The organism is Magnetovibrio sp., from assembly GCF_036568125.1.
Lineage (GTDB): Bacteria > Pseudomonadota > Alphaproteobacteria > Rhodospirillales > Magnetovibrionaceae > Magnetovibrio.
Map to the genome: position 1 here is coordinate 148,746 of NZ_DATCTF010000011.1, position 20,629 is coordinate 169,374.

A 20,629-nucleotide genomic window follows, 5' to 3' on the forward strand; every position below is an offset into this window, starting at 1 on the left:
GGTCAAATCCCTTTTCAGCTCGCAAAAAGAAATTTTGGATAAAAATACGGATCGAGGTGAGAGCGTTCACGGCCAGGGTCTTCTTCTATTTTATGGTTTTTCGGGGATGCTTTTTTCAAAGACTGGGACGAATATTCGCACGCCCATGCGTGAGCAGGCGACGCTTTCGTTTGCGGTCTTGCCACACCCAATTGAGCAAAAATGCAATCATCGAAAGGATGATGGTGCCGCCCACGATCAGACGGAAGAATATCGCATATTCGAAGCGGTACTGATCAGCAACCGGATCGTAGATGGTGCAAAACAGCCGTACTTTGTTAACCAGGTCGCCAAGGCTGGCGAACGGCGTCTCGGTGCCGAAGGTTAAGTTTTTCAAAGGTTCGACGAAATGCGGGGTTTCGAAGCTTTCGCCATAAATCTGTCTGTAGACCACGCCGTTCTTATCCAAGATGGTGGTCTGGGTCAGATGATCGAATCCTTTTGGCGATTCGAAAAACTGAAAACCCAAATCCTCGCTAAGCCCGGTGACGGACATCAAGTCGCCGCTCAAAAAGCGCCAGTGGTCGCTGATCGGCACGCCGTACTTGGCGGCGAAACTTTTCATCCGCACGGGGTTGTCTTCGGCAATGTCGAAGCCGATGGTGACGATATTGTAGCTATCGTCACCCAACGCATCGCGCGCGGTTTCATCGACGCTTTCCAAGGTTGAGGTGATCACCGGACAGACATCCGCACAACTGGAATAGATCAGCGAAATCACCAACGGTTTACCGCGAAAATCCGACAGTTTGACCCGATGGCCAGCGGTGTCACGAAAACTGTAATCGCCGACCTCTCGTCCAATCGCTGCTTGCGAAATGGCCAGCGCTTTCTTTTCATCCAATGCGCCCGGCTCGGCGTTGGATAACGTCGGCTGGGCGTGCGCCTCGAACGACGCCGCCACGCCCGCCATCATGAGCGTCGTGGCGAACATCGTGCAAACTCTACGCAACAGGGTCATGTTTGTTTCGATCATCAGGCTTCACCCACAAGAGCCTACCCACAAGACGAAAAGGCCAAGGACACACAGGCCCGGTAAGAAAGGGGCGGATGCCATTCTGTGGGCATCGTAGCATCCGCCCCCCCGGAGCACCCTCGAAAGAGTGCTTGCGGTTAGCTCAGTCCCCACACACTCGCCAAGTATTTCCAGTTGACGAAGTAGTAGAGGACGAAAGCTGTCAGGAACACCAGCGCCAGCACGAAGGTTCCGGGAACCTCCATGGTTCCGGCGCTGCCGTATTCGGTTGCAGCACCGCTGATGGCCGGTTCCGGCGTCGACGTTTCCGCAGCCGCGGGCGCCGGTACCTTGGCTTTACCCCACAGCAACGTGCCGACCATGTTGAGGATGAAGATACCCCCACCGACACCGCCGATCACACCGGAGATGCCTGCCAGCCCCATCATCAGATAGGCCGATTCTGGGAACTCGTGGACCATCATGGCATCAGCAAACGAGATGTCCCAGTGACGACGGGGAACGCCCAGCGTGCCCGCGCCCATCATGAAGGTCGAAGCCAAACCCATGCCGATACCGAAAATATACGGCTGCCATTTGGCGAGACCCGGGAACACCAGTTCCTTTTGCCACAACACCGGCACCAGCCAGTAGCTCAGCGCCATGAACGCCAAGGTCGTACCGACCACGACGGTGCCGTGGAAGTGGCCTGGAACGTACATGGTGTTGTGCACGATGATGTTGAGCTGTTCGGTGCCCATCATCACGCCCGTGATGCCGCCCAAGAAGCCGAACATCACCACCGACAAAGCAAACCCGGAGAACACCGGATTACCCCACGGCGCTTTGCGCAGCCACTCGAACATACCCCGGTTGAAGCCTTTTTTGCGTTGTGCGGCTTCGACCGCGCCCGGAACCGTAAGGCCATGCAACATGGAACCCAAAACGGCGAGATACAGAGCGTAGGACGTATTGAAGATCTTCCATTCTGAGCTCATGCCCGGATCAACCAGAATGTGGTGAGCCGAAGCCAGTTGCAGGAACAGAATGTAGAACAGGAACGCCGTACGGCTGACCTTTTCCGACAACGGTTGAGCGTTGAACAAGATCGCCGCGATCGCGTACCAGCACGAGATTTGTGCCGCCACGTTGATCTGCTGCGACGAGTGTCCCATACCCCACCAGATGACGCGATACATCAAGGTGTCGATGTTGGCGATGAAGCCCATGGACCAGAACATGGTCGGAACCAAAATCACCGCGCCCGCCAAGATGGTGAACACCGCGATGATCGCCGCCGTCATGGCGCCGAAGGTCACCAACGGGATCGAGCCCTCATAGGTCTTGTCACGCTTGGCGATATACAGCGTGGCGAAAAACACCAAGCACCCCAGCAGCGCACCCACGGCAAACAAAATGATGCCGAGGTAGAAGTGCGGCGCCGCCATCATCGGGACGTACGACGTGAACATCACGCTGCTTTCGCCTTGCAGAACGGCGACGTTGGTGATCGCCGCGCCGACCAGCATCAAAATGTATTGAAGCCAACCGACCCAAGGGAGCGCCAAACGCGTCTTGAGCAAAATGGACGATGTAAAATACAGCAACGCCATTTCAAAGAAGATGATCCACACCAGCAAGACGTCCAGTCCGTGCGCGGTGAGAGCAAGATAAAACAAATCGGGATCCAGCAGGTGGACGGCGGGCCAGCGCGTCAGCGCGACCAGAATGCCGAACAAGCCGCCGACCAGCAGAAACACAACGGCCGTAACCGCATTCCACTTGATCAGCTTGTCTGCCGCTAGATCGATTGCGAACCCGGTGTCCGGGCAAGTTCTAAATTCAGCCATGACACGTTCCTCACTTATCGACTACGTGAATTTTGCCGACCATCGTGTGATGGCCAATGCCGCAAAATTCGTTACAGACAACACTGAATTCGCCGGAGCTGGTCGGCGTCACCGTCAGCACCATGTCGTATCCAGGATGAACCTGAATGTTGATGTTTTCAGGCTGAAGCGAAAAACCGTGCAGCCAATCGACTGAAGACAGGTGCAGGCGATAGGACTGCCCTTTCTCCAATTCCAGAACCGGCCACCATTCCCACAACCGCGCCAACATATAGACGTCGCTGCCTGCAGGCGGATGGACCACCGGAACGCCGGTATCGCCCTCTTCGCGGACTTTATATTTGGCGGCCATTTCTTCGGTGCGTTGCGCATAAACTTCTGGACGAATTTTATACGCTTCGTTGGAAAGGTTCTGTTCGCCGTTGATGTGCCAATACGGCATCATGAAAAACATCACCAGCGCCCAAAGCAACGCGATGAAGATCCATAGAACTTCCGATTTCTCAACCGGCTCGTTCCACCAGATCCGAGACTTTGGAGGTGTAATACCCATTTATCCAGTCCCCCCCTCTTACGGTGCGACGGGAATGGATACGATCTCCATCACGCCCCAGATGATGTAAATAACCGTCGGCAATGCGACGCCGAGAAACAGAAGGATGAATGTGGAATCCAATAACTTCTGCATAAACGGGATGCTCTCACCATCCCCCGCATGTGTACTGTCATGATCTGACATACAAGTTCCTCCCAATCAGCGATCACCATGGACTGAATTCAGGTGTGGCTGATGATCGACCCACGTAGGACTCCCCAAATTCACGGACAATTGCGCCAGAGAACCGATTTCCATTCCTTGACCAAGGTCAAATGCCTGTGATTGACGCCCGTCAATGCGGTTCCCATCGAACCGGAGCACAATCGCCCCAATCGACTTGCGAGCATAAAAAAACGCCGCAATTGCCGTTATGAACATGGGGGGTAATGCATGCAGGCCAAAGCCGATCATCCGCCGCCTGAAATCTTCGGCGTGCAGATCGAACGTATTCCCGACAATTTATTGTTGGAGCCGATCGAGTACATTTTCGCCGATCATTGCCGCCAGCGCGACATGTGTAGTGCGCTCAAATCGCTAACAAAAATGGACTTGTCCACCGACATCGCCATCGAAGCAGCGGAAATGATCCTCGCGTGCCTGCAGCACGATCTTGCGCGCCATATCGAAGACGAAGAACGCGACTTGTTTCCTTTGCTGAAGAAACGCGCAAAACCCGAAGACAAATTCGACGACACTTTGCGTTTATTGGGTTCTGAACATACCCGTGACCGTGAATTGGCGAACGACGTCATCGCAGGTCTCGAGCAGATCGCGCACGCCAAACCGTTGCCCGACCTCTACAGGTTTCGCACCTCGGCCGAAATGCTCTCGGAAATTCATCTGTCGCATTTGAATTGGGAAAACAACGTGGTGCTGGAACTGGCGCGTCTTAGGCTTACGGACGATGACCAGCGCAAGATGGCCAAAAGCATGGCCGCCCGGCGCGGCATCACGTTACCGCCATTCGACTGAACGTGAGCGTATCTCAGCAGCTGAGTGGGCCACTGCTGACCATCGCGCGCAAGGCATCCAAATCCTTGATCATAATGTCGTGACCGACACTCTGCACGCCGACACCTTTGAGTTTCGCCAACGCGCGCGAAAAAGTTTCCGGCTGCATGCCCAGACGCGCCGCAATCAGCGACTTGTCTAACGGCAGCGTGATGCGCGTAGTGCCATTATGAGAATGCGATAAGCCGATGAGGAAATCCGCCAGGCGTTCAGTGGACGACATCGAACACATCTGATGCAACTTGGTGACATTGCGCCGCATCTGGCGCGACATCGACGCCAACATGTTGAAGGTGAAATTCATGTTTTCGCTCAGCTGGCGCATGAGGCTTTCCGCGCTGATCACCAAAAGGCGTACATCCGTGATCGCCACGGCGCTGACGGGAAAAATGCTGCTGTCGAAGATCGCCGCCTCGGCAAAACTTTCACCCGGCGAGCTCACCGAAATAACCACTTCCTGACCGTTTTCGCTAAGACGGTACAACTTGACCCAACCATCCATAACGACAAAAAAACGATCCGCAGGATCGCCTTCCATAAACAATGTCGTGTGATCGGGATAACGTCGGATGGAACTGGTCGCCAGCAACTTGCGTAAATCGTCAGGCACCAATCCCGAAAACAAATGCACCTGACCTAACCGGCGGATGTCTTCGCGCGTGATGCCGGTGCGCAGTTCAAAGTCGTCCACGTCCTTCGTCATTTGCCCCATATCCAAGGTCCCCATTGCCCACAGCCTTCCAGCCCGTCCAAAGACAGTTGAAAATACTTCCCTGCAAAAACCTACACCATTCGCCTGTAAAAGACGAGTTCCAAGAATGCCAACACCGAATTTGACATATAATTAATTGATAATAATAAATAAATTTCCCTTTCTTCTCGCTAGTCGGCACCAGTACACTACCCTGATAACTGTCCACACCTAATATATCGGACTGGGAAAGGCTGCATTAATGGCGAACGATGGTTTTGAAGTCGGCATAGACAACGCGCTGCCTCAAAATAAGGGGAAATCCGGTGAAGACAGCTCGACACCGGATCACTTGGCAAAGTTTCGCCTGTTCGAAACTGGTGAGGTGATCTTTCGCGAAGGCGAACGTGGGTCCGAAGCTTACGTGATCAAATCGGGCAAGGTCAGCATCGCCCAATCACCGTCGCGCGAACTGGGCACCATCGGCCCCGGCCAGATCATCGGCGAAATGGCGGTGATTTCGGATATGGAGCGAATCGCCACCGCCACCGCCACCGAAGAGACCGTCTGCGTCGCGCTGTCGCGCTTGGCCATGCGGCGCATGATGGACAGCGTCGATTTGGAAATGCGCACCATCATAGAATTCCTGGTCGATTACATCCGCGACAAAACCGAAGGCGCGCAAGTTGATGTCGAAGAAGGTCGACGTAACCAGAGGATCTTGGAAATTCTCATGGCCAATCCCGACACGCAAACCAAGCTGGCCCTGCAAGAGCCGTTTTTCCGCATGCTGTGCAATTCACTTGTGGAACGCGCCAAAACTGCGTGAGTGCGAACCAAAAGATCTAACGGCAAAAAAGCCCCCATGTCGGGGGCTTTTTTTCGAGACTGCTCGGCTTGTGATTATTCTGCGGCGTCCGCATCCGTATCTGCGCCTGCCTCGACTTTGGGTTCGGTCTTGACCGTGGCCAAAGCTTCGTACACTTGACGGCGATGACGCAGTTCCTCTTCCAACTTACCCACCAACATGGCGAAGCGTTCAGGGTCCTTACGCTTCACTTGCATGAAGCGGTTTTCCTGCTCCAAAAAGTCGGAGACCGAACGGACCGGTGCTTTGCTGTCGAGTTGCAACGCCGCCTTGCCTTGTTCCATCAGGCGCGGATCGAAACGATACAAAGGCCAGTACCCACTTTCGACCGCTAGGGTCTGATGTTCCAGACTGTGTTCCAACTCGTAGCCGTGTTCGCCGCACGGCGAATTGGCGATGATCAACGACGGACCGTCGAACTGCTCGGCTTCTTGGAACGCCTTGATGGTCTGCGCATCCTTTGCCCCCAACGCCACCGATGCCACGTAGACGTGACCGTAACTCATTGCGATCAGGCCCAGGTCTTTCTTCGGCAACGCCTTGCCGGCGCTGGCGAACTTGGCCGCCGCCGCCAACGGCGTCGCTTTGGACTGCTGACCGCCGGTGTTGGAATAGACTTCGGTGTCCAGAACCAAAATGTTGACGTTGGCGCCCGACGCCAGAACGTGATCGACGCCGCCAAAGCCGATGTCGTAGGCCCAACCGTCTCCGCCCAAGATCCACAAGGTCTTTTTGACCAAGTGATCGGCGATGATGCCTAAGCGTTCTGCCAGCTCACCGTCGATCCCGGCAAGCTTATCCTTCAGCGTTTGCACCCGGTGGCGTTGGGCGAGAATTCCCGCTTCGTCGGATTGGTCTGATGACAGCAAGGCGTTCACCAACTCATCGTCGCCCAGTTCGCCGCGTAATTGTTCGAGCAATTCCATGGCGATTTGGTGATGCTTGTCGAGCCCCAAACGAAGACCCAAACCGAACTCGGCGTTGTCTTCGAACAACGAATTCGCCCATGCCGGACCGCGCCCATTGCGGTCGCAGGCATACGGCGTGGTCGGCAGGTTGCCGCCGTAGATCGACGAGCACCCGGTGGCGTTGGCGATCACCGCACGGTCGCCGTACAGCTGGGTCAGCAACTTGATGTAGGGCGTTTCTCCACACCCCGAACACGCGCCGGAAAACTCGAACAGCGGTTCGGCGAACTGGGTCATCTTGACGTTGCCGCGCATCAACGTGCGATCCGCTTCGGGCAGGTCGAGGAAGAACTGAAAGTTTTCGCGTTCCGGCATGCGCAGGGGCGCTTGCGGCTGCATCACAAGGGACAGGCGTTCGGGATTTTTCTTGTCCTTGCCCGGGCACACCATCACGCACAGCTTGCAACCGGTACAGTCTTCCGATGCAACCTGCACCGTGTATTTGGCATCGTCGCCGAATTCTTTGCCTTTGTAGTCCATCGATTTGAACGTCGCGGGGGCGCCGTCCAGCGCAGCACCGTCGTAGGCTTTGACCCGGATGGCGGCGTGCGGGCAAACCAGTGCGCACTTGTTGCACTGGATGCATAGATCTTCGATCCAAGTGGGAATTTCGGCCGCCAGATTGCGCTTTTCCCACTGCGCGGTGTCGGTCGGCCAAGTGCCGTCCACGGGGAACGCGCTAACCGGCAACAGATCGCCATGGCCCGCCAACATCTTGGCGGTAACGTTTTGTACGAAGTCGGGTGCCGCTTCAGACACGATCGGCGGCACGTCGAAACCGGAGCTGACGGCGGACGGCACATCGATCTGTTCCAGATGCGCCAGGGACGAATCGACCACGGCGAAGTTCATCTCCACCACCTTGCGGCCTTTGGAACCGTAACTCTTTTCGATGGCGTCCTTAATGTGGCGGATCGATTGATCGTGATCGAGGAAGTCCGATAGCGCGAAGAAACACACCATCATCACGGTGTTGATGCGCTTGCCCATGCCCGCGTCCGCGGCAATGCGGCGCGCGTCGATGACGTAGAATTTAAGCTCTTTTTCGACGATCGCGCTCTGCACCGAACGGGGTAGCTTGTCCCAGACCTCGTCCTTGCCATACGGCGCGTTGAGCAAAAACGTTCCGCCTTTGGCGGCGTGGCTGAGCACATCCAGGGTGTCGAGAAAATGGAACTGGTGACAGGCGAGAAACTCCGCCTCGTGGATCAGATAGCTGGAGCGGATCGGCTCGGTCGAAAAACGCAAATGCGAAATCGTCACCGCGCCGGCTTTTTTGGAATCGTAAACGAAGTAGCCCTGCACATAATTGTCGGTGTTGTCGGCGACGATCTTGATGGCGTTTTTGTTCGCACCCACCGTGCCGTCAGAACCAAGGCCGAAGAACAGCGCCCGATGCATGGTACCCGGCTCGTAACAATTGCCGCATTCGTCCCAATCCAACGACAAACCCGACACGTCGTCGTAAATGCCAATGGTGAACGTCGGCTTGGGCGCGGCCTTGCTCAATTCGTCGAACACCGCCTTGGCCATGGATGCGGTGAAGTCCTTGCTCGACAAACCGTAGCGGCCACCGATGACCTTGATGGCACGGCCCGCACGATTGAGCGCGGCGACCACGTCCAGATACAACGGCTCGCCCAGCGCACCGCTTTCCTTGGTGCGGTCCAGGACCGCAACGGATTTCACGCTCGCGGGCAGCGCGTCACTGAAGCGCTCCAGGTTGAAAGGCCGATAAAGACGCACCTGCAACACGCCGACCTTTTCTCCGCCAGTATTGAGTACATCGACGGTTTCGCGCACGGTTTCACCGGACGAGCCCATGATGATGACCACGCGCTGAGCATCCGGCGCGCCGTGGTATTCGTACAGGGCGTACTTGCGACCCGTGAGGGTTTCGAATTTGGCGAACGCCTGCTCCACAAATCCCGGCACCGCATCGTGATAGATGTTGCGGGCTTCTTGCATTTGAAAGAACGTGTCGGGATTTTGGCTGGTGCCGCGCACCACCGGCTTGTCGGGGCTGAGGCCGTGTTTGCGATGCGCCTCGATCAAACCGTCGGGTAGCATCGCCTGCAGCACATCGTCTTCAAGGTATTCGATTTTGGACACTTCGTGCGAGGTGCGAAAGCCGTCGAAGAAGTGCATGAACGGCACCCGCGAGGCATAGCTCGCCACTTGGCCGATACAAGCGAAATCCTGAGCCTCCTGCACCGTTCCGCTCGACAGCATCGCCATACCGGTCTGACGACACGCCATCACATCGGAATGATCGCCGAAAATCGACAGCGCATGCGTGGCCACGGTGCGCGCCGCAACGTGCATGCAAAACGGCAGCAACTCGCCCGCAATCTTGTACAGATTGGGGATCATCAACAACAAGCCTTGCGACGACGTGAACGTCGTGGTCAGCGCGCCCGATTGCAAACTGCCGTGAACCGCGCCCGCAGCGCCCGCTTCGGACTGCATCTCGATCACTTGTGGAACGGAGCCCCAAATGTTGGTGCGCCCCGCCGCCGACCAGGCGTCTGCATGTTCGCCCATCGCCGATGACGGCGTGATGGGATAGATCGCGATAACTTCGTTCATGCGATGGGCAACGGAAGCAACAGCCTCGTTACCATCGACGGCAACCATGCGTTTTTGCGACATGTGATTGAGCTCCGGGGTTATTTGTACGATCACATTATGTATATTTATGCGCCGACTCGGGGACTTCGCAAATCGTAGCGGAGTTTCGCGCTCACCCAGTCTGTTGAGAGGAACTTTTAGTTTAATCCAGCGGACCGCTCACGGCTAGTCCTTGCGCCAACCATTTGGCACAAAGGCCGTTTATTTTGTGTTGGCGTTCTTTGACATCATGTCTTGGGGGGCATTTTCAGCCTTCTGCGATGGTTTCTCCCCATTTTTCACGGCATCTTTCCCTTCCGCTTTCGACGCCTCCGCCTTTGGCGGCGTCGCTGGCGCGTCGTCTGGATTCCAGACAACACTGTAAACCGTCACCGGGTCGTCGAAACCCTTCATATCCAAGTCCGCGAAACGTTCGAACTTGAGGCTTTTGCCCTGGCTTAAACCGTGCACCGAACTCGACACCAATATTTGCCCTGCACTGGCCTTGTCGACGATGCGCGCCGCCAGTTGCACGGTGGTGCCGAACAGGTCGTCGTCTTCGGAAATCGGTTCGCCGGCGTTCAAGCCGATCTTCAGCCCCAAGGGATGGTTGGGATCGGATTCGTTGTGCGACCTGGTGCGTTTTTGCATTTCCATCGCCGCCTCGACTCCTGCGGCGGCGGAGGGAAACGACGCCATAATGCCGTCGCCTGTGTGCTTGATTTCCTTACCGGAAAAACCTTGGATCGCTTCGCGTACGATGCTGTTGTGACTGCGCACCACCGCCTGTGCGCCCTCGTCGCCCAATTTCTGGGTCATCGCGGTCGAACCCGCGATATCGGTGAACAAAACCGTGACCGGTTGGGTGCTGCCTTCCGATTTCGATTTTGGCTTATCCCACGCAACCAAAGCGTCCGACAGCGCGCCGCGCGGTCCGGTATCGCTTTTCAGATACTCGCCCATGGCGGAACGGCCGTTTTGGAACATCTCCGAATAACGCGGATTGGAAATCAGATATTCGTCGATGTGTTGGGAAAAGTGCTCGGCGCGCTCTTTGCTCAGGCCTAAGCCGCTCAAGGTTTGCGCCATCACCGAATTGCTCACCGTTTCAGACAATTTGTGCTGGTGGCGCAAGGCCTGCACCGCGCCGACCAAGAACAACACCAATCCGAATACGGTGTGGGCGTCTTGTTTGGACTTGTCATCTTGCAACACGTCGAAGGCGTCTTCGGCGAACGCATTCATTGTGACGAGTTCCGACAATGCATCGGCTTCGGCTTTCTTGGCCGCCTCGGCTTCGGCTTTGCGGCGAGCCTCCTCTTCGGCCAGACGGGCTTCTTCCTCCGCTTTCTTGCGCTCTTCTTCTTGGGTAGCAAGCGATTGCGCTTCGCTCTCCAAGCGTTCTTCCCTAAAACTGTCGACGGACGGTGTCAGGCGTTGAAGGCGTGTGCGTTTGGCGGGTTTGGCCGTAGGCGCGGGCCGCGTTTTCAAAATCGGCGCAATGTTCTTCATGGTCACCAATATGCGTGTGATCAATGCCAGCGCCATGATGACGAAAACCAAAATGAAGACCAGATTGAGGAAATCGGCCTTGCCGAACAGTCCGACGGAATGCACGCCTTGCAGCGCGAGCGACACCAACTGCGTCACCACCATCGCGGCAGCCAAAGAAAACAGCAGCGACACCAAAATCTTGATGAAGGCCCCCAACAGAGAGCCGCCTTTTTTGGGGCTCTCGGCCTTTTGGCCGTGGTCCTCCCGGACATCGCCCGTTTGGGATGCCTTGGAAGCCTTCTTTTCCTTGGCGGGCGCAGGCGATTTTTTCGGCGCGGACGCTTTCGCTGGGGCTGACTCTTGGGGTTTGTATTCGTAAACCGTGAACGACCGGCTTGCGCCCGCCTTTTGGTCAAAGGATTCCTTGACCACTTTTACGCCTTTGACGGTGGACACTTTGGCCAAGGATTTTGCATCCGCGACCGCCGTGTGATGTTCGTTCGCCGCATAGACGCCTTGGGTTTCCCAACGGCCAGCAGTGAAGAGCAAAAGCTCGTACGTTACGTCATCTTTCTGCGCCATGCAGAGAACCCACGGTCTAGAGCACACCAATACCGGCGGGTTGGTCCCGCCGTGCAAATTCTATCACTTATCCCAATTTACGCTGAAAATGTCGAAATCCCAAGGGGTTGCATGCATAAATCGTCACACTAGCGTATCGGGAACAAATATCGTGCGATTATCGGGGTTTGCCAAAGCGCGCGCTTTTGCCTAACCTCCGCCCGATTTCGCCAGACCCCGCCCACGCAGGGGCCGAAATGACTTGAAAACGCACCGCTAAAGGACACCCCCTAGTGCACGTCGATCTGTTCGATTTCGATCTGCCGCAAACGTGCATCGCACAGCACCCGGCGAACCCCAAAGACAGCGCCCGCCTGCTGATCGTGGGCGAAGACGCGTTCACGGACAAAACCGTCCTGGATTTGGCCGCATCCTTGCGCCCCGGCGACATCGTGGTGTTCAACGACACCAAGGTGATCCCCGCGCGCCTTTCGGGGCGGCGGATCGACAATGGCGTCGAGGCTGGAATCGAACTGACCTTGCACAAGCGCGAAGATCCCAACACCTGGTACGCCTTCGCCCGCCCAGCCAAGAAGCTCAAGGTCGGTCACACCATCCAGTTCGATGGCGGTTTACAGGCGAACGTGCTCGACAAACAAGACGGCGGCGAAGTGCTGCTCGGCTTCAATCGCTCGGGCGACGAGTTGATGGCGGCGCTCGAAGACATCGGTGCGATGCCCTTGCCGCCCTACATCAAGCGCGCCAAAGGCGGCAATGCGCATGACCTCAAGGATTACCAGACCCTGTTCGCCGACCGCCCCGGCGCGGTCGCCGCGCCCACGGCGGGCCTGCACTTCACCGAACGCATGATGGCGTCCTTGGAAACACGCGGGGTGAAGACCGCCCGCGTCACCTTGCACGTCGGCGCAGGCACCTTCCTGCCGGTCAAGGTTGAAGACACCGCCGATCACAAGATGCACGCCGAATGGGGCGAGGTATCCGAAGCCACCGCCCACGCCGTCAACGCCGCCCGCAGCGGTGGTGGCCGGGTGGTCGCCATCGGCACCACCTCATTGCGTTTGCTCGAAAGCGCCGCCGATGACGACGGCGTGCTGCACCCGTTCATGGCCGACACCGACATCTTCATCACGCCCGGCTACCGCTTTAAGATCGTCGATGTGCTGATGACCAATTTCCACCTGCCGAAATCGACCCTCTTCATGCTGGTCAGCGCCTTTGCCGGACTGAAGCGCATGAAGGCCGCGTACCGATACGCAATCGACAGCGGCTACCGCTTTTATTCTTACGGCGACGCCTGCCTGCTTACCCGTTCTGAGGACGACCATTGATGACCGCTTTCGGCTTCGAGCTTTTCACCACCGACGGACAAGCCCGCACCGGGCGCGTCGACACCGCGCACGGCCCGGTGCACACGCCCGCGTTCATGCCGGTCGGCACCGCGGCGACGGTCAAGGCGATGATGCCCGAAAGCGTCAAGGCGACGGGCGCGGAAATTCTGCTCGGCAACACCTATCACTTGATGCTGCGCCCGGGGGCGGAACGCATCGCCAAGCTCGGCGGGCTGCACGAATTCATGAACTGGGACCTGCCGATCCTGACCGACAGCGGCGGCTATCAGGTGATGAGCCTGACGGACCTGCGCAAGCTCGATGAGGACGGCGTGACCTTTCGCAGCCACATCGACGGCAGCTATCACAAGCTGACCCCCGAACGTTCGATCGAGGTGCAGCACCTGCTCGATGCCGACATCACCATGTGCTTCGACGAATGCCCGCCGTTTCCGTGCGAAAAGGACGAGGTCGCCCGCGCCACCGAACTTTCCATGCGCTGGGCGCAGCGCTCCCGCGATGCCTTCGTCGACCGACCCGGCTACGGCCTGTTCGGCATCTGCCAGGGCGGCGTTCACGAAGACCTGCGCGAACAATCGGCCAAGGCGCTGATCGACATCGGCTTCGACGGTTACGCGGTCGGTGGTCTGGCGGTGGGCGAAGGGCGCGAACGGATGTTCGCCGCGCTCGACGTCACCACGCCGCATCTGCCGACGGACAAGCCGCGTTACCTGATGGGCGTGGGCAAGCCCGAAGACATCGTCGGTGCGGTGGCGCGCGGCATCGACATGTTCGATTGCGTGCTGCCGACGCGCTCGGGCCGCACCGGTCAGGCCTGGACGTCGCGCGGCTCGATCAACATCCGCAACGCGCGCCACAACGAAGACCCGCGCCCGCTGGACGAAAACTGCGCCTGCCCGGCGTGCACCAACCATTCACGCGCCTATCTGCATCACTTGAACAAGGCCGACGAAATTCTCGGCGCGATGCTTTTGACCTGGCACAACCTGCACTATTATCAAGACTTGATGAAGGGCATCCGCGCCGCGATCACCCAAGGCCGCTTCGCGGACTTTCAGGCGCAATTCGCCGCCACCCGCGCGTTGGGCGATATCGACGCCCTTTGAGGACAGAAAAAATGAGCGACATGAAAACCGAAACGCTGGGCCAACTGGGCCACCAGGTCGACGCCCCCAACTCGCCGGAAGAGGCGGTTCTGGAAACGGTCCCCAACCCGCAAGCGGGCACCGATTACGTCACGCGCTTCGTCGCGCCGGAATTCACCTCGGTCTGTCCCGTCACCGGCCAGCCCGACTTCGCGCACATCGTCATCGATTACATCCCCGCCGACGTGTTGGTGGAAAGCAAGTCGTTGAAGCTCTACCTCACCAGCTTCCGCAATCACGGCGCGTTCCACGAAGACTGCACCATTTCCATCGCCAAGAAATTCATCGCCGCCGCCAAGCCCAAATGGCTGCGCATCGGCGGCTACTGGTACCCGCGCGGCGGCATCCCCATCGACGTCTTCTACCAAACCGGAACCCCGCCCGAAGGCGTGTGGATCCCGGATCAAGGCGTTCAGCCCTATCGCGGGCGGGGCTGATTGTCCCGGGACATTATTTCTCTTTACCTCACGTCGCGATGAGCTAATCATTTCGCGCATTGCACCACGGAGTTGAGGAGTGTTTCCCATGTCCAAGCCGCTTTTGATCATTGGCAACAAGAATTATTCGAGCTGGTCATTGCGCCCGTGGCTGGCGCTGACGGTCGGCGGCGTCGATTTCGATGAAAAGATGGTGCCGCTGTTCGAAGACGATTGGGCCGAACGCAAGGCCGAACTGCCGAGCGGCACCGTGCCGGTGTTGGAACACGACGGCAACGTGATTTGGGAAACCCTGGCGATCTTGGAATACGCCGCCGAAACTTGGCCGGACGCCCGGCTGTGGCCCTCTGACAAGGCCGCCCGGGCGCGGGCGCGGGCGGTGAGCAACGAAATGCACGCCAATTTCACCGCCGTTCGCGGCAATATGCCGATGAACATCCGTGCGTCCCACCCCGGACGCGGGCGCGGCTTGACGACAGACGCACAAGCCGCCGTAAAACGCGACATCCGCCGCATCGAACAGGTGTGGACCGAGTGCCGGGAAACCTATGGCGCGGACGGCGACTTTCTGTTCGGCGCGTTTTCCATCGCCGACGCCATGTTCGCCCCGGTGGTCAGCCGCTTCACCACCTACGCCGTGGAACTGAACCCCACCTGCCAAGCGTACATGGACGCGGTGCAAGCGCTGCCGGCGATGATCGAATGGTCCGACGCCGGGCGCGCGGAAACGTGGGTCATTGCCGAAGACGAAGTCGATACCATCGAAGGCAAGCCGAAAGATTAAGCTTCGTCTTCGCCTCGGTACACGCACCCTGCGGTGCAGGTTTCTTTCACCGCGACCTTGCTGAGCCCCGGCAATGCCGTTTTGACTTTGCGCCAAATCCACCGCGCGATGTTTTCGCTGGTGGGATTTTCCAGGCCGTCGATTTCGTTGAGGTAATAGTGATCAAGCTGGTTAAGATACGGCTTGAACGCGGCTTTGACATCGGCGAAATCGACCACCCATCCGGTGTGATCGTCAACCGGACCGGCAACGTACAGGGTGACCTCGAACGAATGGCCATGCAATCGTGCGCACTTGTGACCGTCGGGCACGTTGGGCAAACGGTGGGCGGCTTCGAAGGTGAAGATTTTATAGATTTCCATAGGGCGTCGTCCGTCTCTTGGCCTCAGCGAATGCCGAGCAGTTTATGGGTTTGCAGGCTCAAACGCCATTTCGGATGGCGGCGGCAGTAATCCAGCGCCATCAAGGTATTTTGGTGGTGGTTCTCATCGTCCTTTGGCTGCAAGTATAAGTGATCGAAGGCCAAGTCGGTGAAAATTGCAGGATCAATGCCGTTTTGTGGATAGACCAATTTCAGCTCATCGCCTTCGGTCACTTTCAAGGCCTCGAAGGCGCCGTGGCCCTTGGGCGACACGGTGATCCAGTGAAGGCCCTGGGGTAGGTCGAGCGTACCGTTGGTCTCGATCGCGACCTCGAAGCGGCGTGCGCGTAACGCATCGATCAAGGCCTCATCCACCTGCAAGGCCGGCTCGCCGCCGGTGAGGATGACGAAGCGTTGACCTTCCCCCGCCATGCCGGGCACCGGCCAGAACTTTTCCACCGCATCGGCGACGGCATCGGCATCGGCGAATTTTGCACCGCCATCGCCATCTACGCCGACAAAATCGGTATCGCAAAAATCGCACTGCGCTTCGGCACGGTCCTGTTCACGTCCCGACCACAGGTTGCACCCGGCGAACCGGCAAAACACTGCGGCGCGGCCGGTGTTGCCACCTTCGCCTTGAAGGGAATAGAACATTTCCTTGACGCTGTAACTCATGCGTCCGCGCCCTGTTGATAAGCAGACGGATCGCTGAGCCCCGCTTCACGGAACCCTTTCAACCGCAGCTGACACGCATCGCAATGGCCGCACGCCGCACCATCCGGCGCGGGATCGTAGCAACTGGTCGTCATGGCGTAATCAACGCCAAGTTCGAGACCCTTTTCAATGATCTGGGCCTTGGTCAGGTCGATCAGCGGGGTGTGGATGGTCACCGGCAGGGTGCCTTCAACCCCACCACGGGTGGCCAGATTGGCCATGGCCTCAAACGCTTGAATGTATTCGGGGCGACAATCGGGATAGCCGGAATAGTCCAGCGCGTTAACTCCGATGAAAATGTCGCCGGTCTCCAACGTTTCCGCCCACGCCAGCGCGCACGATAAAAACACCGTGTTGCGCGCAGGCACATAGGTCACCGGAATATCGCTCGCCATCTGGGTTTCGTCGCGATCCTTAGGCACCGGCATGTCGGTGGTCAGTGCCGAGCCGCCGAATTGCGATAGGTTAAGATCCAAAATCACGTGTCGCACGCCCGCCTTGGCGGCGATTGCGGTGGCGCATTCAAGCTCCAGACCATGGCGCTGGCCGTAGCGGAAGCTCAACGCATGAACGTCGTAGCCCGCCGCTTGGGCGATAGCCACAACGGTTGAACTGTCCAGCCCACCGCTCAACAGAACCACTGCGGCTTTGGCGGCTTTTTTCTGCGTTTCGACGCTCATGCGGGTCTCCGATCATCGCGAGCCTTGCCTGGGGCGCGCGTTTGGCCCAGGATTTAGACATCTTTGACGACCAACGCAAGGCTCGCCTGTTTATGACCTCCCCCGCCCTCACAAAGGACGCAATCCGCGCCAAGGCTCTTGAGCTTGGTTTCGACGCCGTCGGCTTTGCGCCCGCGACGCTCGATCCCAAGCATGGCGAGCGCCTGCACGCGTACCTGGACGACGGCCGCCATGGAACCATGGCGTGGATGGAAAGCCGCGCCGAGCAGCGCATCAGCCCCGACGCCCTATGGCCGGATGCGCGCACGGTGATCGTGTTGGGGACCAATTACGGCCCCCGCACCGATCCCACCGCGATCCACGCGCTCAAGGATCGCGCCGCCATCAGCGTCTACGCCCAGGGCAAGGACTATCACGACGTGGTGAAAAAACGCCTCAAGGCGCTGGGCCGCTGGATGGTCGAAGAACTGGCGTGCCAAATCAAAGTGTTCGTCGACACCGCCCCGGTGATGGAAAAGCCGTTGGCGCAAATGGCCGGGATCGGCTGGCAAGGCAAACACACCAACGTGGTCAGCCGCGAATTCGGCTCGTGGCTGTTCCTGGGCGAGGTGTTCACCACGCTTGATCTGGAGCCCGACCGCGCCGAGGTTGATCACTGCGGCACCTGCACCGCGTGCCTGGACGCGTGCCCGACCGGGGCGATCACGCCGTACCAGATGGATGCGCGCAAATGCATCTCGTATCTGACCATCGAACACAAGGGCACGTTGGATCCCGACTTGATGGCCGCGATGGGCAACCACGTTTACGGCTGCGACGATTGCCTGGCAGCATGCCCGTGGACCAAGTTCACCAAGCTGCACACCGAACCCAATTTTCTGCCACGGGTGGAATTGACCGCGCCCCGGCTCGCCGATTTGGCCGCGCTGGACGACACGGAATTTCGCCAAGTGTTCGCCGGCAGCCCCATCAAACGCACGCGCCGCAACCCTATGGTGCGCAACGTGCTGATTGCCATCGGCAATTCCAAAGCCCGCCGATTGAAGGAAGTCGCCGAAGCCCTGAGCGAGGATCTGAACGAAAGCGTCCGCGAGACCGCACGCTGGGCTTTGCAGCGCCTTGAAAAGCCATGACAGAAGCCTCTAGTTTTTCTACACTCCGCCCATGCGCTTGAAATTCACCCACATTCCGCTCGTCGCCTTGCTATTGGCCGTTGCCCTGGCAGGAACGGCATGTGCGGAAAATTTGGCGCCGCAACGTTATGCCGGCATCCAAGATTGCGACACCTGCCCCGAACTGGCGATCATCCCGCCCGGCAGCTACATCATGGGTTCCGATGGTCGGCATAAGAACGAAAGTCCAGCCCACAAAGTCACCATCGACAAGCCGTTCGCCATCGGCATGTTCGAAGTCACCTTCGACGAGTGGCAGGCGTGTTTCGACGCGGGCGCGTGCGGCACCGAACTGCCCAGCGACCACAATTGGGGTCGCGGCAAACGCCCAGTGGTCAACATCACTTGGTTCGACGCCAAAATGTATCTGAAATGGTTGAGCGACAAGACCGGCAAGACCTACCGCCTGCCCAGTGAAAGCGAATGGGAATACGCGGCGCGCGCGGGCACCCAGACGGATTTCTGGTGGGGCGACGACGTCGGCCAGAAAAAAGCCAACTGCCGAAACTGCGGCCCGACCATCAGCCATCAATCCGAGCCCGTGGACAGCTTCGAACCCAATCCGTGGGGCCTGTACAACGTCCACGGCAATGTCTGGGAATGGGTCGAAGACTGCTGGAACCCGACCCATGACGGCGCACCGTCCGATGCGTCGCCGCGGCTTGAAGGCGATTGCCGCCAGCGGGTGATGCGCAGCGGGTCGTGGTATTATTTCTCGAAAAACATCCGTTCGCCGTGGCGGTTTAAAAACGACGGACGGGTGAAAAGCTATGGCATCGGCTTTCGCGTGTTGCGGGAGCTGCCGTAAAAGAAGCCAAAATAATGAAGGAATCCGAAGATGGATGATCCCGAACAGATCTCCCAACAGCTGCAAGAAATCATCGACCAAGTGATCTCGGTCATCACCACCTATGGCCTCAACGTGCTGGGCGCAATCGCGATCTTGGTTGTCGGTTGGACGATCGCCGGATGGGCCAAGGGCGCGATGGCAAAAACGCTGGGGCGCATCAAAGCCGTCGATGCGATGCTCACCAGCTTCTTCTCCAGCTTGGTCAAATACGTCATCTTGGCTTTCACCGTGGTCGCGGTGCTCAACCGCTTCGGGGTCGAAACCACCAGCTTCGTCGCCGTTATCGGTGCCGCCGGTTTGGCCATCGGCTTGGCGTTGCAAGGCACGCTGTCCAACGTCGCGGCGGGCGTGATGCTGTTGCTGTTTCGCCCCTTCAAGGTCGGCGATTTCATCGAAGGCGCGGGCTTGTCCGGGACCATCAAGGAAGCGGGGCTGTTCACCACCAAAATGGCCACCGGCGACAACATCCACATTGTGGTGCCCAATTCACAGCTGTGGGGTGCTGCGATCCGTAACTTCAGCCACCACCCCACGCGTCGCGTCGACATGACCGTCGGCATCGGGTACGGCGACGATATAGACAAGGCCATGGACGTGATCAAGCGCATCGCATCCGAGGACGAGCGCATCCACGCCGACCCGGCCCCGTTCGTTGAAGTCGCCAACCTGGGCGACAACGCGGTTGAGCTGGTGGTACGGGTGTGGACGAACAACGGCGATTACTGGGGCGTAAAATTCGCCATGACCAAAGCCATCAAGCAGACGTTTGATAAGGAAGGTATATCCTTCCCTTATCCGCAACGCGACGTGCATATCCATCAAGCGTGACGAAAAAGGGCTCACCACCGGGTGAGCCACATAAGCAAATGAGCAAGGGTATGGAGACGATCATGATTTGTCTCCATACCCAAAGCAAAAGAACCCTATACCGACTTGGTGATCTTGATCTTTTTCCCCGTCGCACCGACGGCTTTTTTGGGCACCGTGATGCTGAGCACGCCGTCCGTATACGTTGCCTTCACATGATCTTCATCCGCATCTTCCGGCAAGCGGAACGAACGCTGAAATTTGCCGTATGAAAATTCGGAGAAAAAGAAATCTTGTCCGTCATGCAGGCGATGAAACTTTTTTTCACCCGATACGGTCAGCATGTTGCGTTCGATACGGATGGCAATGTTTTCCTCCGGAACACCCGGCAATTCGAGGCTGATTTCGTAGTGATCTTGGGTGTGGGACGCTTCGGCGGCAGGCGCGAAAAAATCTGCGACCTTTGCCGCCAACTGTCTTAACGGATCCATGACGTTGCCCCACCAAGCATCACCGAAATGCATTGGGGTGCGACCTGAGTTCTCGACCATAATGGCACCTCGCATTTATGTGTTGTATCCAACTCGGCGCCGCCTGAAGCGGCCCCCTATTTATTATATATAGCTTCCCCAAAAGCCCATACTGCCCAGATCACCCTCAC

Annotated in this window: 19 protein-coding genes; 9 read left to right on the forward strand and 10 right to left on the reverse strand. The window is 57.9% G+C overall.

What is annotated here, in order from left to right; genetic code table 11:
* Positions 1–115: 115 nt before the first annotated feature.
* The 3 genes from VIN96_RS09090 to VIN96_RS09100 form a co-directional block, all read right to left on the reverse strand.
* The gene (locus tag VIN96_RS09090) at positions 116–1,015 is read right to left on the reverse strand and encodes an SCO family protein (RefSeq protein ID WP_331895603.1); all 900 of its coding nucleotides are present in this window, start codon (positions 1,013–1,015) and stop codon (positions 116–118) included.
* A 137-nt stretch (positions 1,016–1,152) separates the two neighbouring features.
* Positions 1,153–2,844 carry a cbb3-type cytochrome c oxidase subunit I gene (locus VIN96_RS09095; RefSeq protein ID WP_331895604.1) on the reverse strand — a complete coding sequence of 564 codons (1,692 nt, stop codon included), beginning with the start codon at positions 2,842–2,844 and terminating at the stop codon, positions 1,153–1,155.
* A 10-nt stretch (positions 2,845–2,854) separates the two neighbouring features.
* On the reverse strand, positions 2,855–3,397 hold the full coding sequence (locus VIN96_RS09100) for a cytochrome C oxidase subunit II (protein ID WP_331895606.1): 543 nt from the start codon (positions 3,395–3,397) through the stop codon (positions 2,855–2,857).
* Positions 3,398–3,832: 435 nt separating this feature from the next.
* Here VIN96_RS09100 and VIN96_RS09105 point away from each other — a divergent pair, with 435 nt between their 5' ends.
* Positions 3,833–4,414: a hemerythrin domain-containing protein gene (locus tag VIN96_RS09105; protein ID WP_331895608.1), complete on the forward strand. Its 582-nt coding sequence runs from the start codon at positions 3,833–3,835 to the stop codon at positions 4,412–4,414.
* Between the two features lie 13 nt (positions 4,415–4,427).
* Here VIN96_RS09105 and VIN96_RS09110 read toward each other — a convergent pair whose 3' ends face one another.
* Positions 4,428–5,165 carry a Crp/Fnr family transcriptional regulator gene (locus tag VIN96_RS09110; protein WP_331895610.1) on the reverse strand — a complete coding sequence of 246 codons (738 nt, stop codon included), beginning with the start codon at positions 5,163–5,165 and terminating at the stop codon, positions 4,428–4,430.
* 241 nt (positions 5,166–5,406) lie between these two features.
* Between VIN96_RS09110 and VIN96_RS09115 the strand changes: the two genes are divergently transcribed.
* Complete coding sequence (locus tag VIN96_RS09115) at positions 5,407–5,973, forward strand: cyclic nucleotide-binding domain-containing protein (RefSeq protein WP_331895612.1); 567 nt, start codon at positions 5,407–5,409, stop codon at positions 5,971–5,973.
* A 74-nt stretch (positions 5,974–6,047) separates the two neighbouring features.
* Here the strand turns inward: VIN96_RS09115 and nifJ are convergent, their stop codons facing one another.
* Together nifJ and VIN96_RS09125 are read right to left on the reverse strand one after the other, a co-directional pair.
* Positions 6,048–9,632 (reverse strand): pyruvate:ferredoxin (flavodoxin) oxidoreductase, encoded by a 3,585-nt coding sequence (gene nifJ, locus VIN96_RS09120; protein ID WP_331895614.1) that lies wholly within the window; start codon positions 9,630–9,632, stop codon positions 6,048–6,050.
* 180 nt (positions 9,633–9,812) lie between these two features.
* Positions 9,813–11,666, reverse strand: coding sequence for an adenylate/guanylate cyclase domain-containing protein (locus tag VIN96_RS09125; RefSeq protein ID WP_331895616.1), 1,854 nt, complete (start codon positions 11,664–11,666; stop codon positions 9,813–9,815).
* Positions 11,667–11,938: 272 nt separating this feature from the next.
* On the opposite strand from VIN96_RS09125, the gene queA reads away from it, so the two are divergent.
* The 4 genes from queA to VIN96_RS09145 all read left to right on the forward strand — a co-directional run bounded on the left by queA (position 11,939) and on the right by VIN96_RS09145 (position 15,381).
* The gene (queA, locus tag VIN96_RS09130) at positions 11,939–12,994 is read left to right on the forward strand and encodes a tRNA preQ1(34) S-adenosylmethionine ribosyltransferase-isomerase QueA (RefSeq protein WP_331895618.1); all 1,056 of its coding nucleotides are present in this window, start codon (positions 11,939–11,941) and stop codon (positions 12,992–12,994) included.
* Positions 12,994–14,121 carry a tRNA guanosine(34) transglycosylase Tgt gene (gene tgt / locus VIN96_RS09135; protein ID WP_331895620.1) on the forward strand — a complete coding sequence of 376 codons (1,128 nt, stop codon included), beginning with the start codon at positions 12,994–12,996 and terminating at the stop codon, positions 14,119–14,121. Before queA ends, tgt begins: the two co-directional genes overlap by 1 nt.
* 20 nt (positions 14,122–14,141) lie before the next feature.
* Complete coding sequence (gene queF / locus VIN96_RS09140) at positions 14,142–14,597, forward strand: preQ(1) synthase (protein WP_331895721.1); 456 nt, start codon at positions 14,142–14,144, stop codon at positions 14,595–14,597.
* Between the two features lie 88 nt (positions 14,598–14,685).
* A complete protein-coding gene (locus tag VIN96_RS09145; RefSeq protein ID WP_331895622.1) occupies positions 14,686–15,381 on the forward strand; it encodes a glutathione S-transferase family protein in 696 nt (231 codons plus the stop codon).
* Here VIN96_RS09145 and queD read toward each other — a convergent pair.
* From queD to queC, 3 genes are read right to left on the reverse strand one after another with little or no spacing between them, the layout of a single operon-like run.
* Positions 15,378–15,743, reverse strand: a complete 366-nt coding sequence (gene queD / locus VIN96_RS09150) for a 6-carboxytetrahydropterin synthase QueD (protein WP_331895623.1) — start codon at positions 15,741–15,743, stop codon at positions 15,378–15,380. The two genes, VIN96_RS09145 and queD, sit on opposite strands and share 4 nt — an antisense overlap.
* A gap of 23 nt (positions 15,744–15,766) precedes the next feature.
* Positions 15,767–16,420, reverse strand: a complete 654-nt coding sequence (gene queE / locus VIN96_RS09155; protein WP_331895625.1) for a 7-carboxy-7-deazaguanine synthase — start codon at positions 16,418–16,420, stop codon at positions 15,767–15,769.
* On the reverse strand, positions 16,417–17,139 hold the full coding sequence (gene queC, locus VIN96_RS09160; protein WP_331895627.1) for a 7-cyano-7-deazaguanine synthase QueC: 723 nt from the start codon (positions 17,137–17,139) through the stop codon (positions 16,417–16,419). The genes queE and queC overlap by 4 nt, the downstream gene beginning before the upstream one ends.
* Before the next feature lie 92 nt (positions 17,140–17,231).
* On the opposite strand from queC, the gene queG reads away from it, so the two are divergent.
* The 3 genes from queG to VIN96_RS09175 are packed head-to-tail and all read left to right on the forward strand — an operon-like array spanning position 17,232 to position 19,989.
* On the forward strand, positions 17,232–18,272 hold the full coding sequence (gene queG / locus VIN96_RS09165) for a tRNA epoxyqueuosine(34) reductase QueG (protein WP_331895629.1): 1,041 nt from the start codon (positions 17,232–17,234) through the stop codon (positions 18,270–18,272).
* Positions 18,273–18,303: 31 nt separating this feature from the next.
* Positions 18,304–19,119, forward strand: a complete 816-nt coding sequence (locus VIN96_RS09170; protein WP_331895631.1) for a formylglycine-generating enzyme family protein — start codon at positions 18,304–18,306, stop codon at positions 19,117–19,119.
* Positions 19,120–19,149: 30 nt separating this feature from the next.
* A complete protein-coding gene (locus VIN96_RS09175) occupies positions 19,150–19,989 on the forward strand; it encodes a mechanosensitive ion channel family protein (RefSeq protein ID WP_331895632.1) in 840 nt (279 codons plus the stop codon).
* A 95-nt stretch (positions 19,990–20,084) separates the two neighbouring features.
* Here the strand turns inward: VIN96_RS09175 and VIN96_RS09180 are convergent, their stop codons facing one another.
* On the reverse strand, positions 20,085–20,459 hold the full coding sequence (locus VIN96_RS09180; RefSeq protein ID WP_331895634.1) for an Hsp20/alpha crystallin family protein: 375 nt from the start codon (positions 20,457–20,459) through the stop codon (positions 20,085–20,087).
* Positions 20,460–20,629 lie beyond the last annotated feature (170 nt).